At 75.2% G+C, this 13,317-nt stretch carries 17 protein-coding genes and 1 riboswitch; of the genes, 8 read left to right on the top strand and 9 right to left on the bottom strand.

What is annotated here, in order from left to right:
• Positions 1-153: 153 nt before the first annotated feature.
• On the bottom strand, positions 154-711 hold the full coding sequence (gene def, locus O2W18_RS01990) for a peptide deformylase (RefSeq protein WP_269185902.1): 558 nt from the start codon (positions 709-711) through the stop codon (positions 154-156).
• A gap of 44 nt (positions 712-755) precedes the next feature.
• Here def and O2W18_RS01985 point away from each other — a divergent pair, with 44 nt between their 5' ends.
• The 5 genes from O2W18_RS01985 (at position 756) to O2W18_RS01965 (ending at position 6,607) form a co-directional block, all read left to right on the top strand.
• A complete protein-coding gene (locus tag O2W18_RS01985) occupies positions 756-1,709 on the top strand; it encodes a cobalamin biosynthesis protein (protein ID WP_269185901.1) in 954 nt (317 codons plus the stop codon).
• Positions 1,710-1,973: 264 nt separating this feature from the next.
• The gene (yczR, locus tag O2W18_RS01980) at positions 1,974-3,428 is read left to right on the top strand and encodes a MocR-like transcription factor YczR (RefSeq protein WP_269185900.1); all 1,455 of its coding nucleotides are present in this window, start codon (positions 1,974-1,976) and stop codon (positions 3,426-3,428) included.
• Positions 3,429-3,633: 205 nt separating this feature from the next.
• Positions 3,634-4,365: a PAS and ANTAR domain-containing protein gene (locus tag O2W18_RS01975; protein ID WP_269185899.1), complete on the top strand. Its 732-nt coding sequence runs from the start codon at positions 3,634-3,636 to the stop codon at positions 4,363-4,365.
• 89 nt (positions 4,366-4,454) lie between these two features.
• Complete coding sequence (locus O2W18_RS01970; RefSeq protein WP_269185898.1) at positions 4,455-5,111, top strand: lysophospholipid acyltransferase family protein; 657 nt, start codon at positions 4,455-4,457, stop codon at positions 5,109-5,111.
• Positions 5,093-6,607: a cobyric acid synthase gene (locus O2W18_RS01965; RefSeq protein WP_331254059.1), complete on the top strand. Its 1,515-nt coding sequence runs from the start codon at positions 5,093-5,095 to the stop codon at positions 6,605-6,607. Before O2W18_RS01970 ends, O2W18_RS01965 begins: the two co-directional genes overlap by 19 nt.
• Here O2W18_RS01965 and O2W18_RS01960 read toward each other — a convergent pair.
• Positions 6,594-6,983 (bottom strand): acyl-CoA thioesterase, encoded by a 390-nt coding sequence (locus O2W18_RS01960; protein ID WP_269185897.1) that lies wholly within the window; start codon positions 6,981-6,983, stop codon positions 6,594-6,596. The genes O2W18_RS01965 and O2W18_RS01960 overlap by 14 nt on opposite strands.
• 52 nt (positions 6,984-7,035) lie before the next feature.
• Between O2W18_RS01960 and O2W18_RS01955 the strand changes: the two genes are divergently transcribed.
• Together O2W18_RS01955 and O2W18_RS01950 are read left to right on the top strand one after the other, a co-directional pair.
• Entirely contained in the window at positions 7,036-7,650 is a 615-nt protein-coding gene (locus O2W18_RS01955) for an MSMEG_1061 family FMN-dependent PPOX-type flavoprotein (protein WP_269185896.1), read from the top strand.
• Positions 7,651-7,683: 33 nt separating this feature from the next.
• Positions 7,684-8,109 carry a VOC family protein gene (locus O2W18_RS01950; protein WP_269185895.1) on the top strand — a complete coding sequence of 142 codons (426 nt, stop codon included), beginning with the start codon at positions 7,684-7,686 and terminating at the stop codon, positions 8,107-8,109.
• A 46-nt stretch (positions 8,110-8,155) separates the two neighbouring features.
• On the opposite strand, the gene O2W18_RS01945 is transcribed toward O2W18_RS01950, so the two are convergent.
• Entirely contained in the window at positions 8,156-8,356 is a 201-nt protein-coding gene (locus O2W18_RS01945; protein ID WP_269159702.1) for a hypothetical protein, read from the bottom strand.
• Positions 8,357-8,587: 231 nt separating this feature from the next.
• Between O2W18_RS01945 and O2W18_RS01940 the strand changes: the two genes are divergently transcribed.
• On the top strand, positions 8,588-9,193 hold the full coding sequence (locus tag O2W18_RS01940; RefSeq protein ID WP_269185894.1) for a type II toxin-antitoxin system PemK/MazF family toxin: 606 nt from the start codon (positions 8,588-8,590) through the stop codon (positions 9,191-9,193).
• Between the two features lie 11 nt (positions 9,194-9,204).
• On the opposite strand, the gene O2W18_RS01935 is transcribed toward O2W18_RS01940, so the two are convergent.
• The 6 genes from O2W18_RS01935 to O2W18_RS01910 form a co-directional block, all read right to left on the bottom strand.
• Positions 9,205-9,414, bottom strand: coding sequence for a hypothetical protein (locus O2W18_RS01935; RefSeq protein ID WP_269172259.1), 210 nt, complete (start codon positions 9,412-9,414; stop codon positions 9,205-9,207).
• A gap of 144 nt (positions 9,415-9,558) precedes the next feature.
• Positions 9,559-10,566 (bottom strand): AI-2E family transporter, encoded by a 1,008-nt coding sequence (locus O2W18_RS01930; RefSeq protein WP_269185893.1) that lies wholly within the window; start codon positions 10,564-10,566, stop codon positions 9,559-9,561.
• A gap of 195 nt (positions 10,567-10,761) precedes the next feature.
• Positions 10,762-11,826: an AbrB family transcriptional regulator gene (locus tag O2W18_RS01925; RefSeq protein WP_269185892.1), complete on the bottom strand. Its 1,065-nt coding sequence runs from the start codon at positions 11,824-11,826 to the stop codon at positions 10,762-10,764.
• 73 nt (positions 11,827-11,899) lie between these two features.
• Positions 11,900-12,193, bottom strand: coding sequence for a transcriptional regulator (locus tag O2W18_RS01920; protein ID WP_269159697.1), 294 nt, complete (start codon positions 12,191-12,193; stop codon positions 11,900-11,902).
• A complete protein-coding gene (locus tag O2W18_RS01915; protein WP_269185891.1) occupies positions 12,190-12,663 on the bottom strand; it encodes a hypothetical protein in 474 nt (157 codons plus the stop codon). The genes O2W18_RS01920 and O2W18_RS01915 overlap by 4 nt, the downstream gene beginning before the upstream one ends.
• Entirely contained in the window at positions 12,660-13,106 is a 447-nt protein-coding gene (locus O2W18_RS01910) for a hypothetical protein (RefSeq protein WP_269185890.1), read from the bottom strand. The genes O2W18_RS01915 and O2W18_RS01910 overlap by 4 nt, the downstream gene beginning before the upstream one ends.
• Before the next feature lie 78 nt (positions 13,107-13,184).
• Positions 13,185-13,296: riboswitch (adenosylcobalamin (AdoCbl) riboswitch) on the top strand.
• Positions 13,297-13,317: the final 21 nt, after the last annotated feature.

The raw sequence follows: 13,317 nt of genomic DNA, 5'->3' as shown, positions 1-13,317 counted from the left end.
CCCCGAGAGCGTGATGACGGACCTCGGTCCGCTCCTCGGTCGCTGGCGCTCCCTGCGATGCTCCCTCGGCCCTCACGGTGCCCCCGAGAGCGTGATGACGGACCTCGGTCCGCTCCTCGGTCGCTGGCGCTCCCTGCGATGCTCCCTCGGCCCTCACGCGGGCAGGTCGCCCTCGGGGCCGGCGGCCTCGGCCAGCAGCCGCTCACGCGTCTCCTCCGGCAGCCGGTCCACGTAGACGGTGCCCTCGAGGTGGTCGACCTCGTGCTGCAGGCAGCGCGCGGCCATGCCGGTCGCCTCGATCGCGGTGGGCTGACCGTGCACGTCGACGCCGTCGACCCGGGCGCGGAAGGCACGCTCCAGCTCCGCATAGGGGCCCGGCACCGACAGGCAGCCCTCCTCGGTCAGCTCGACCGCCGGCTCCTCGCCGACCGGGTCGAGCACCGTCAGCACCGGGTTCACCACGTAGCCGACGACGTCCTCCCCGTCGGCGTCCGGGCAGTCGATGACGAACACCCGCGCGTCGACACCGATCTGGTTGGCCGCCAGCCCGACACCGTCGGCGGCGGACATGCTCGCGAACATGTCCAGCAGCAGGTGCCGCAGCTCCCGGTCGAACTCGGTCACCGGGGCGCACGGCCGGTGCAGCACCGGGTTGCTGCCATAGGTGACGATCGGCCGGGCGACGCCGTCGTAACGGCCGGGCAGGCGCATGACCGTCGATCCTAGGGACTCACCCGCTGCCTACAGTGACCGCGATGCGCACCCGGCCCGCTCCGACCGCCGCCGGGCTCGCCCTCGGCGCCCTCGCCGACCTGCTGCTGGCCGATCCGCGCCGGGGGCACCCGGTCGCCGGCTTCGGGCGGGCGGCCGCCGCACTGGAGCGCTCGGTCTGGCGCGACTCACGGGTGGCGGGCGCCGGCCACACCGCTGTGTGCGTCGGGGCGGCGGCCGCCCTGGGCGCCGTCCTGCACCGGGGCACCGCGGGCCGGCCGATCGCCCGGACGGTGGTGACCGCGGCGGCCACCTGGTCCGTGCTGGGCGGCACCTCGCTGGGCCGGGCGGCGGACACCATGGCGGGGCACCTGGCCGCCGGGGACCTGCCGGCCGCCCGGGCGCACCTGCCGACCCTGGCCGGCCGCGACCCGAGCGGTCTCGGCGAGCCGGAGCTGGTGCGGGCCACCGTCGAGTCGGTCGCGGAGAACACCTCCGACGCCGCCGTCGCCCCGCTCTTCTGGGGCGCGGTCGCCGGCCTGCCGGGGCTGCTGGCCTACCGGGCGGCCAACACCCTCGATGCGATGGTCGGGTACCGGTCGCCGCGGTACGCCCGCTTCGGCTGGGCCGCGGCCCGTTTCGACGACGTGCTGAACTGGCTGCCGGCCCGGCTCACCGCCGCGCTGACCGTGGCGGTCGCGCCGGTGGCCGGCGGGTCGCCCACCGGCGCCTGGCGGGCCTGGCAGCGGGACGGCGCCGCGCACCCCAGCCCGAACGCCGGCCGGTGCGAGGCCGCGCTGGCCGGCGCCCTCGGGCTGCGGCTGGGCGGCCGGAACGTGTACGGCGCCCGGGTGGAGGAGCGACCGACGCTGGGCGACGGTCAGCCCCCGGCGCGGGGGGACATCCGCCGGGCGGTCCGGCTGTCCCGCGCGGTGTGGACGGCGGCCGCCGCCCTCGCCGCGCTGAGCGGGCTGCGGCGCCGGGGCCGCTCCGCCTGACCGGCCGGCCGGGGACGGCGGCGGAGCGCACCCCGCGGCTCGGGCGGCGTCGGGAAGCCGGCCGGGTCGACCCGCGGGTGACTGGCCGGCGGATCAGCCGGCCCCAGCCCCCCGCGCAGGGTCACCTGCAGGGTGTGACCGGCGAGGGCACCCAGGACGAGGAACAGTCCGATCAGGACGAGGAGACCGGTTCCAGGTGTCATACGGGCAAGACTGGCACCGAGAACAGCCCCACGGAGCAGGCCAATCCGGCACAGTGGCCCCATGCCAGTCGTCGCATCCCAGACCACTTCGGCGCGCGAGGTCGCCGCGCTCATCGGGCCGGTCACCGCCCTGCCGGGCCCGCGGTACGCCGGGCTGGCGCGGCGGGTCCGCGAGCTCGTGCTGGCCGGTCAGCTCCCGGCGGGCACCCGGCTGCCTGCCGAGCGCGACCTCGCCACGGCCCTGGTCACCAGTCGGGTCACCATCGCCTCGGCCTACCGGGTGCTGCGGGAGGAGGGGTGGGCGCGGACCCGGCAGGGGTCGGGCACGGTGGTCGAGGTGCCCGGCGGGGACTCGTCCTCGGCCGGCTGGCTGCCCCGCGACGTCCCCGGTCTGATCGACCTCGCCCACGCAGCACCCTCCGCGGCACCGCACCTGGAGCCGGCCTACCAACAGGCGGTGCACCGGCTCCCGGCGTACACCGCCGGCCACGGGTACGCGCCGGGGGGCCTGCCCGAGCTGCGCGCTGCGATCGCCGACCGGTTCACCGCCCGCGGCCTGCCGACCGACCCGGACCAGGTCGTCGTCACCTCCGGCGTCGGCGATGCCTCGGCGGTGGTCGCCGAGGCCCTGCTGGAGCCGGGTGACCGGGTGCTCGTCGAGCACCCCAGCTACCCCGGCGCGCTGCGCCTGGTGGAGAGCGTGGGCGCCCGGCTGGTGCCGGTCCCGGTCGACGAGCGCCGGCCCGACGACCTGGTCGAGGCGGCGCACCTCGCCGCGCGGCAGAGCGGCGCGCGGATGGCCGTGCTCATCCCCGACTTCACCAACCCGACCGGCGCCCGGCTGTCCGCCGCCGGGCGCCGCAGGCTGGCCGCGACGCTCTGGCAGCAGGGGGTGCTGACGCTGGTGGACGAGTCGTGCGCCGAGCTCCACCTGGACGAGGGGCCGCTGCCCCCGTACGCCGCCGGGCTGCCGGACGCCGCCACGGTGACCGTCGGCGGGCTCGCCAAGCCGGTCTGGGGCGGGTTGCGGATCGGCTGGCTGCGCACCGACGCCGCCCTGGCCGCACGGCTGGGCGCGGTGCTGGGGCGCCGCCAGCTCTCCGTCGGCCTCCTCGACCAGCTGGCGGCCACCACCCTGGTGCAGGACCTCGACGCCGTGCTGACCTGGCGCCGCGACCAGCTCCGTACCCAGCGGGACGCGCTGCTGGGTGCGCTGGCCGGCCGGCTGCCGCAGTGGCGGGTGCACCCCCCGTCGGGCGGGCTCTCGCTGTGGTGTGCCCTGCCCCCGGGGCTGAGCTCGGCCGCCCTGGTCGCCGGCGCTGCGCCCCGCGGAGTGCTGCTGGCCGAGGGCCGGGCCTTCGGCACCGGACGCGCCTTCGACGACCACCTGCGGCTGCCCTTCACCCGACCGGCCGAGGAGCTGCGCGCCGCGGTCGACGTGCTCGCCTCCCTCGCCGAGACGCTGGGCGGCGCGGGCAGCAGGCACCTGGCGGCTCCGGCGCCCACCGTCGTCTGAGTCATCGAGCCGTGACCGTCCGTAAGACCCGCCCGGGTCTCGTTCGCACCCCCGCCACGAGCGTGCACGGCGTCCACACGCCCGGTAGCTTCGCGAGCACGGAAGCGGTCGAGTCCGACGGCTCGATGGGTCGCCCGGTCAAACCACGGGCACGGCGATCCCCACCGAAGAAGACCGGTGCGCCACCAGAGAATCGGCCGACGCCATGTCCACACCCTCCGCACTGAACCGCCGCCCCAGCCCCATCGCCCCGCCGGCGCGCCAGGCAGCCGGCCGAACCGAACGCATCCGCCACACCGTCGACTCCGTCGCCCCCCGTCCGGCCGGCCGTTTCCGCGGCGACCTGACCACCGAACGGTGGTGGTGGTCCCCCGAGCTCCACGCCCTGTACGGCGTGCCGGACGGCTCGACGGAGCCGTCCGGGCAGCTGCTGCTGGCACACGTGCACGAACAGGACCGCCCCGCCGTCCGGGAGGCCCTCGCCGTCGCCGGCACCACCGGCACCGCGGTCTCCCGCGAGCACCGGGTCGTGCGCGCCGACGGTGTGCAGCGGACGGCGGTGCTCGTCTGCGAACCGGAGACCGACGCCTCGGGCGCCGTGGTGGCCCTCACCGGCCTGGTCGTCGACATCACCGAGGCGCACCTGCCCCAGTCCGACGACGAGCACGTGCGCCACCTGGAGACCGAGGTCGAGCAGCTGCGCAACGCCATGGCGAGCCGCGCGGCGATCGAGCAGGCCAAGGGCATCCTCATGCTGCTGATGAGCTGCGGTGACCAGGTCGCCTTCGACCTGCTGGCGCACATCTCGAGCTACACGCACCGCAAGGTGCGCGACGTGGCGGTCGCGATCATCGACTCGGCCAGCGGCCGTCAGCCGCTGCCCGAGGACGTGCGCGAGATCCTGCACGACGCGTCCCCGCCCGGCCGCTCGGTCTGAGCGCCCCCGCTCGTCCCGGCCCGGCGGTCACGGGGGAAGATGCCGGGACCCGTGCCACGCAGGCCGGGACGAGGAAGGGGGACGGTGGCGTGTTCTACCTGCTCGTCCGGTTCGTGCTGCGACCGCTCTTCATCCTCGCCTTCCGGCCCAAGGTGACCGGCCGGGCCAACGTGCCCCTCACCGGCCCGGTCATCCTGGCCAGCAACCACCTCTCCTTCATCGACAGCTTCGCCATCCCGCTGATGGCGCCGCGCAAGGTCGGCTACCTGGCCAAGGCCGAGTACTGGCAGGGGTCGGGCGTCGGCGGGTGGCTCACCCGAACGCTGTTCACCGCGCTGGGCGCTCTGCCGGTCGAGCGGCAGGAGGCCCGGGCCGCCCAGGCGACCCTGGACACCGCACTGCGGGTGCTGAACGCCGGTGAGGCGTTCGGCGTCTACCCGGAGGGAACACGCTCCCGGGACGGCCGGCTCGCCCGCGGCAAGACCGGCGTGGCGTGGCTCGCGCTCACCGCCGACTGCCCCGTGGTGCCGGTGGCGGTGCACGGCACCGACAAGGTCCAGCCGGTCGGTGCCCGGTGGCCCCGTCCGCACCGGGTGCGGGTGACCTTCGGGAAGCCGCTGACCTTCCCCGAGCACCGGGGCCTGGCGGGCAAGGGCAGGGTGCGGCGTGAGGTCACCGACCAGGTGATGGAGTCGATCGCGGAGCTGTCCGGTCAGGAGAGGGCCGGCTGGGGAGGACAGCCCTGAGCGGTGCGCTGCTCGTCGCCGGCACCACCTCCGACGCCGGCAAGTCCGTGGTCACCGCCGGCATCTGCCGCTGGCTGGTCCGCCAGGGCGTGTCGGTCGCGCCGTTCAAGGCGCAGAACATGAGCAACAACTCGATGGTCACCGCCGACGGCGCCGAGATCGGCCGTGCCCAGGTGATGCAGGCCGCGGCCGCCCGGGTGGAGCCCGAGGCCGCGATGAACCCGGTGCTGCTCAAGCCGGGCGGGGAGAACGCCAGCCAGGTCGTCGTCCTCGGGCGGGCCGTCGCCGACGTCACCGCGCTGTCCTACCGGCCGATGAAGGCCGCGTTGCTGGAGCAGGCGCTGGCCTGCCTGGCCGACCTGCGTTCCCGCTTCGACGTGGTGGTCTGCGAGGGGGCGGGCTCCCCCACCGAGATCAACCTGCGCGCCGACGACATCGCCAACATGGGCCTGGCCACCGCCGCCGGGTTGCCGGTGGTCGTGGTGGGCGACATCGACCGCGGCGGGGTGTTCGCGGCCCTCTACGGCACCGTCGCGCTGATGCCCCCGGCCGACCAGGCGCTGGTCGCCGGGTTCCTGGTCAACAAGTTCCGCGGCGACGCCCGGCTGCTGGCCCCCGGCCTGGACCAACTGGCTGCGCTCACCGGCCGGCCGACCCTGGGCGTGCTCCCCTGGCGCACCGGGCTGGAGATGGACGTCGAGGACTCCCTGGGCGTCGACGCGGTCCGCGCGCCCGCCGGCCCGCCGCACGGGGAGGACGTGCTGCGGGTGTCGGTCGCCCGGCTGCCCCGGCTGTCCAACTTCACCGACCTGGACGCGCTCGCCACCGAGCCGGGCGTGCTGCTGCGCTACGCCACCCGGCCGGAGGAGCTCGCCGACGCCGACCTGGTGGTGCTGCCCGGCACCCGGTCCACCGTCGCCGACCTGCAGTGGCTGCGGGAGACCGGGCTGGCCGACGCCGTCGCCCGGCGAGCCGCCGAGGGCCGCCCGGTGCTGGGCATCTGCGGCGGGCACCAGATGCTGGCCCGCACGATCAGCGACGACGTCGAGTCCCGCGCCGGCGTCGTCCCCGGGCTCGGCCTGCTGCCCACCGAGGTCACCTTCTCCCGGGAGAAGACCCTGGGCCGGCCGACCGGCTCGGCGCTCGGCCAGCCCGTCCGCGGCTACGAGATCCACCACGGCGTGGTGCACCTGGACGACGGCGCCGAGCCCTTCCTGGACGGCGCCCGCGCCGGCTCGGTCTTCGGGACGACGTGGCACGGGGCGCTGGAGTCCGACGGCTTCCGCCGGGCCTTCCTCACCGAGGTCGCCCGGATCGCCGGCCGCCGCTTCACCGCGGCCCCGGACACCGACTTCGCCCAGCACCGCGAGGCCCGGCTGGACGCGCTGGGCGACCTGATCACCGAGCACGCGGACACCGACGCGCTGTGGCGGCTGGTCGAGGCCGGGCCGCCGGTCGGGCTGCCGGTGCTGGCCAGCGGGTTCAGCGCGCGCTGATCCGGGCCCGCACCTCGTCCGGCCACGGCACCGGGCGGCCGTCGGCGGTTGCCACGTAGGTGGTCCGCACGGTGCAGCAGACCCGGTCGTCCACCCGCACGGTGAGCAGCAGCGTCAGGCTGGTGCGGCCAAGCTTCGTCAGCTCGGCGTCGACCGCGACCGTGTCGCCGTGGCGGGCCGAGGAGCTCCACTCCAGCGCGGTGGCCTTCACGAGGTACTCGACGCCCCAGGTCTCCAGCGCCCCGTGGGGCACGCCGACCGCCACCCACCAGGCGTTGACCGCCTCGTCGGCCCAGGTCAGGTAGTGCGCGTTGAACACCACGCCCTGCTGGTCGCACTCGACGAACCGGACCGGGGCACTCCACACCGCAGGCACGAGGGGCCAGGCTACCGACCGGGCCGGCAGCCCGGCCGCTACCGTCGGAGCCGTGACTGCCGACACCGCCGCTGCCGACCTCGAGGTGCTGGCCGCCTACCGGGCGCCCTCCCAACTGGTGCTCGACAAGGTCATCGACCGGGTCGACGAGCACTGCCGGGCCTTCATCGGCCACTCGCCGTTCGCCACGCTGGCGACCGCGGACGCCGAGGGCTGGCCCGACGTCTCCCCGCGCGGCGGTGAGCCGGGCTTCGTGCACGTGCTGGACGAGCACCGGCTGGCGCTGCCCGACCGGCAGGGCAACAACCGGGTCGACGGCCTGCGCAACCTGGTCGCCAACCCACGGGCGGCGCTGCTGTTCTTCGTGCCCGGCTGCGAGGAGACGCTGAAGGTCTACGGGACGACGTCCCTCGCCGGCGCCGGCGACCTGGGCATCGACTTCACCGAGTTCGGCCGCGAACCCCGCTCCGTCCTGGTCGTCCACGTGGAGCGGGCCTACTTCCAGTGCGGCAAGGCGCTGATGCGCTCACGGCTGTGGGACCCCGAGGCCCAGGTCGACCGCTCGACGATGACGCCGTTCGGCCAGGTGCTCAAGGACCACTGCGCCCTGGAGACCCCGCTGCCCGACGACGCGACGATCCGCGCGGACCTCGCCCGAGAGCTCTAGCTCCTGTCGGTGGCCGGGTGCAGCATGCCCGGCATGGCACACACCTTCCAGGTCACCGTCGACTCGATCGCGCCCCACCCGCTCGCCGACTGGTGGGCGGAGGCGCTGGGCTGGGAACGAGAACCCACCGACGAGGCCTTCATCCGCCGCATGGTCGACACCGGCCTCGCGACCGAGGCCGACACCATGCAGTACGACGGCCAGCTCGTCTGGACGGCCGGCGCGGCGATCAACCACCCCACCGGCGCTGCGCCGAGGGTGTTGTTCCAGCTCGTCCCCGAGCCCAAGACGATCAAGAACCGGGTGCACCTGGACGTGGCCGTGGGCGCAGAGGCCGTGGACGCCGAGGTGGCACGGCTGACCGCACGCGGGGCCACGGTGCTGCACGAGGGGCACCAGGGCCCGCACCGCTGGGTGACGATCGCCGACCCCGAGGGCAACGAGCTCTGCCTCACGTGAGGGCGGCCGCAGGCTGAGCCTGGGCAGGGCTGCGGACCGGGGCCGATCAGTCGAGGGGGTGTTCTCGCTCGGCCTTGCGGTCGGCCACGGCGCGCTGGGCCAGCAGGCGCCGCCGCTCGTTGCGCCGCTGCCGGTCCGGCGTCCGGTAGCGGGCGTCCTCGACCAGTTGCCAGGCAGCGAGTGCGCTCGCGCGCACCGCCGGCGGCACGAGCACCTCCGCCGGGTGGACCGGCTCGACCATGGTCATCTCGCGACCCTCTCCCCCGTGGCGACCGCGATCAGGTCGCCGCCACGAGTGTGACCCCGGAGAGCCCGACCGATCCGATGTCGTGACCAATTCGATGACGTCCACGCATCAGCTGTCACGAGGATCACACCCGTCTCGTTCCCGTGGAGACGCGCGCGCCGGACCGCCGACGCGCAGCCCGGCGTGTCCTCGTCCGGCGCGTCGCGGGGGCCATCGCCTACCGTGCCGAGGGTGGCGGGCAGCAGCTGGCGGAGAACACTCGGGCGACTGGTGGACGTCGTCGTCCAGGAGGGCAGCCGGAGCCTCCGGCGCAGCAGCCGCACGCGCAGGCGTCCCGGCGACCGGTCGCCGTCCCTCCCCGAGTGGGCCGCCCCCGGTTCGGCGCCCCCCGCGCGGGCTCCGCTGCCCCCGGCAGCGCCACCCCGGCGGATCCACCTGGCGACCGACTACACCGGTCCCCTGGACCTGGACTACGCGCCTCGGGCCGACGGACGCCCCGATCCGGGCGAGGTCGTCTGGACCTGGGTGCCGTTCGACGAGGGCGACGGACGGGGCAAGGACCGGCCGGTGCTGGTCGTCGGGCGGGACGGCGATGCCCTCCTCGGCCTCATGCTGACCAGCAAGGACCACGACCGGGACGCGAGCGACGAGGCCCGGCACGGCCGGCACTGGGTCGACGTGGGCAGCGGCGGATGGGACCGGCAGGGCCGGCCCAGCGAGGTGCGGATCGACCGGGTCCTGCGGATCGACCCGGACGACGTCCGGCGGGAAGGCGCTGTTCTCGGCCGGGACCGGTTCGACCAGGTCGCCGTCGAGGTGCGGCGCCTGCGGGGCTGACGACGGAGGCGTCAGCCGGTGGCGCCGTCGCCGTCCCGCGAGGTCCGGGGCCGCAAGTGGTAGACGCCGGCCGAGTCCGTCAGCGACCGCAGGTCGTACCGGTGCACCACCTTCGGCCCGCCGTGCAGGTGGGTGTGGGTGATCGTCGGCAGCGGCTCGCCGTGGCGCGCCTCGCGGAGCTCCACCCGGCCGTCCAGCGGCCCGCCCACGAACAGCAGCACGGCAGCCTGGTCCTCGGCAGTGCCGGTGGCGGTCGTGTCGTCCTCGGACAGCGCAGTCCTCCTCGCTCGGTGCCGGTGCCGCGCCGGGTGGCGGCCCCGACCAGGGTAGGCACCCAGGAGCCGCTCGTCCCGCGACGGCGACGCTCAACCGCCGGCGATCGGGCGTGATCCGTGCCGCGTCCACACCTCGTGGCCGGCCGCGGAGACCGCCGCGAGGAGGGGCACGAACAGCAGGGCGCCCGCCAGGCCCCACAGCAGCCCACCCGCCGTCACGGCGATCAGCACCATGGCCGCGTTGATCGGCAGCCGGTTCTTCATCACGTAGGGCTCGACCACGTCGTTGCCGAGCTGCTGGACGAGCACGACCAGCCCGAGCACCAGCGCGGCGGTGCCCAGCCCCGAGGTCCCGTAGGCGACCAGCACGGCGACCGCGCCGGCGACGAAGGCACCGATGGTCGGGATGTAGGAGGCGACGAACTGCAGCGCGGCGAGGGTCAGCGCCAGCGGGACGCCGAGCAGCAGCAGACCGACCCCGATGCCGACCGCGTCGAACAGGGCCACGATCGTCAGCCCCCGCACGTATGCGCCGACCGTGCCCCACGCCGCCCGCCCGCCGGCGTCGACGTCCTCCCGGAGCGCGCCGCCGAACTTGTCGACCAGCCAGCGCCACATGCCCGGACCGCTGGTCAGGAAGAGGAACGCGAGCGCCAGGGCGAGGAAGACGCCGAGGACGATCTCGAGCAGGGTCCTGGCCGGCCCGATCAGCTCGGTGACGCCGGAGCTGCCCTGCCCCCCGCCGCCCATCAGGTCGCCGAGGGACGGCATGGAGATGCCGAACCGGTCGGAGAGCTGGGTGGAGACCCGGTCCAGGGCGTCCCGGAGCTGGGGCAGCTGGGAGGCGATGCGGGCGGCCAGACCGAACCCCGCGGCGGCCAGCACCACGAGGAGCAGCAGCACGGCGACGCCCGCGGAGACCCACCGCGGCACGCCTCTGCTGCTCGCCCAGCGCACCGCCGGCGCCGCCACCCCGGCGAGCAACAGCGCGGTCAGCACGGCGACGAGCACCAGGGTGAGCTTCACGGCCAGGCCGGCGAGCAGCCAGACGAGGACGGCGAGCACCAGCAGCCGCCCGCCGACGGCGGCGCAGCGCACCAGCCAGTCGGGCGCCGCCCGGCCGTCCAGGTCTGAGCGAGGAGCCCGGTCTGAGCGAGGGGCCAGGTCTGATCGGGGCTCGAGATCGGGTCGGGGTCCGAGGCCGGAGCGGGGTTCGTCAGCTGCCATGTCCAGGTGATGCCACGGCAGCGCCGCCTGACACATGCCGATCGGGGATCGGCACCGCCGGGGTCGTCAGGCCGGCCGCTGCCCCCGGCCCAGCCAGCGGGCCAGCAGCGGGGCGGAGAAGAGCATCACGAACAGCCGGAGCACCTGGACCGCGAGCACGAACGTCGCGTCGGCACCGCTGCCGGTCGCCGTGGCCAGCACCGCGTAGAGCCCGCCCGGCGTGGTGGCCAGGTACCCGTCGAGCGCGCTCACCCCGGCGGTCCGGGACAGCAGGACCCCGAGCCCGGCGCAGGCCGCGACCGCACCGACGATGAGCACGACGGCCAGGGGCAGCGCCCGGCCGACCAGCCGCAGGTTCGCCCGGGTGAAGCCGAGGCCCACCTGCAGCCCGATCGCCAGGAAGCCGGCCGCCTCCACCAGCGGCGGCACGGTGGCCCCCTGCGACAGCCCGGTGACGTCCAGGACGGCGGCCACCGCCAGCGGACCCAGCAACGCGCCCACCGGCAGCCGGCTCACCCGGCCGAGCAGCACCCCGATGACCACGCAGACCACGGTGAACAGCAGCCCGGCCGGCCAGCCGGGGCCGTCGTCGGCCGGCACGACCGCCGCACCGCCCGAGGCGCCGTAGACGGTGGTGGCCACGATCGGCATCGCGGTCACGATGAGCAGCACCCGCAGGTACTGCAGGACGGCGACCACCTGTTCGTCGGCGCCCAGGTCCCGGGCCATCGCGGTGATGCCGGAGGCACCGCCGGCGATCATCGAGAACGCGCCGGTGACCGGGGTGATGCCGGGCTGCAGCCGCATCAGCTGCCCGGCGAGGAGGCTGACGCCCAGGGTGGCGACCGTGATCAGCAGCACCGGCAGCCAGTGGTCGGCGACCGTGCGCAGCGTGTCGGCCTGGATCAGCGCGCCGATCGAGACACCGATGACCGCCTGCGCGCCGGTGCCCGCCGCGCGCGGGAGCGCCAGCGGGGTCGAGCCGAGCAGCGCCCGCCCCAGCCCGGCCACCAGGCCGCCGAACAGCGCGGCGGAGGGCACGGCGAGGAGGTCGAGCGCCAGGGTGGCGCCGACCCCGACGAGGAGGACAGCGGCCCAGTCGAGCACGCGCCGCCCTCGCCCCCGTGCCACGCCGGGCACTCTGCCCCACCTCGTCGGCACCCTTCAGCGAGGCCCGTCCGAGCTCGTGGCGGTGGGCCCGCCCTCAGAGGCCGGCGATGCGGCGCAGCTCGGCGACGTGGGCGTCGAACGCCGCCCGCCCCGCCTTGGTGAGCGCCAGGCTGGTGCGCTGGCGGGAGGCGATCGTCGCCTTGCGCACCTGCACGTAGCCCGCCTCCTCCAGCTGCTTGACGTGCTTGGAGAGCACCGAGTCGCTCACCGAGACCGCGTCCCGCACGGCGGCGAACTCCATCGTGTCGACCACCGCCAGGAGCCCGCAGATCTGCAGCCGCGGCGGAGCGTGGACCACGGCGTCGAACCGCGGCTCGACGGCGGTCACCGCCCGGCCCGCAGGCCGGCGACGTAGATCTGGGTCACCCAGCGACTGAGCAGCCCCGCCAACGCCCCCAGCAACGCGCCCACCACGACCATGGCACCACGCAGGTCGAGCAGGAACTCGGCCGCGGCACCGAGGGCGAACAGCCCCAGGAAGCCGATCCCCCACCACCGCATGACCCGTTGGACGCGCTCCTGGACCGGGCCCACCTCGCGGGCGTCCCACCAGACCCCGGTGATCCGCCGGTACGTGGCCCCCAGAGCGCGCACCCCGGCCAGGAAGACCAGCAGCGCTGCGCCGATCACCCAGCCGCTGTGGGTGGAGTAGCTGCTGATGAACCCCGCGAAGAGGAGTCCCAGTGCGACGTCCCACCACCACGGCTGGACGATCCGCCCGGCGAGCGCCGACTGGTCGGCGCGCAGGGCGCCGAGCTGCGCTGCCGCCGCGTCGCGGTCGGGAACCTCTCCAGTCACCGCTGCCCCCGCAGCTCGGCGGCGTACGCCCGACTCCAGTGCCGGCCGAAGAGGGTCACCGCGGTGCCGAGGACGGCGCCGGCCACGACCATCGCCCAGCGTTGGTCGTACCCCTCGGCGAGCACGAAGGCCCCGATCAGCACGGGCAGGTAGATCGCACACCACAGCGCCATGGACCGGCTGTCGATGTTCACCCACACGCCGGTGATCCGTTTGTAGGCGGAGACCATCACGCCGAGGCAGCCGAGGAAGACGACCAGCGCCGGGAAGGTCACCCAGAGCGAGTCGAAGGCGTAGGAGGACAGGAAGCCGAACAGCAGCAGCCCGAGCGCGACGTCGTACCACCACGGCGGCACGACCCGGTCGGCCAACGCCGCGCGGTCGGCCTGCAGGGCGGCCAGCTGGGCCGCGGCGTCGTCCCGGTCGATGCGGTTGCTTTCCATGCCGGAAAGAGTGGCGCATCACTTTCCACTTCGTCAAGAGACACGCCCCTGTCCTCACCCGGGGTGCGCGTGGTCGAATGGCGGTCCAACTGCGACGGCAGTGGAGGAAGCCCGGTGGAACTCCGGCGCGGTCCCGCCACTGTGACCCGGCCCCGGCCGGGGAGTCAGGAACTCCCGCCGTCGCTTCCTGCCACCTCCGGGCGTGGACACC

Origin of the sequence: Modestobacter sp. VKM Ac-2983, from assembly GCF_026967885.1 — a bacterium.
In the GTDB taxonomy this organism is placed as follows: Bacteria; Actinomycetota; Actinomycetes; order Mycobacteriales; family Geodermatophilaceae; genus Modestobacter.
This window is presented reverse-complemented; position numbering and strand designations above follow the sequence as displayed.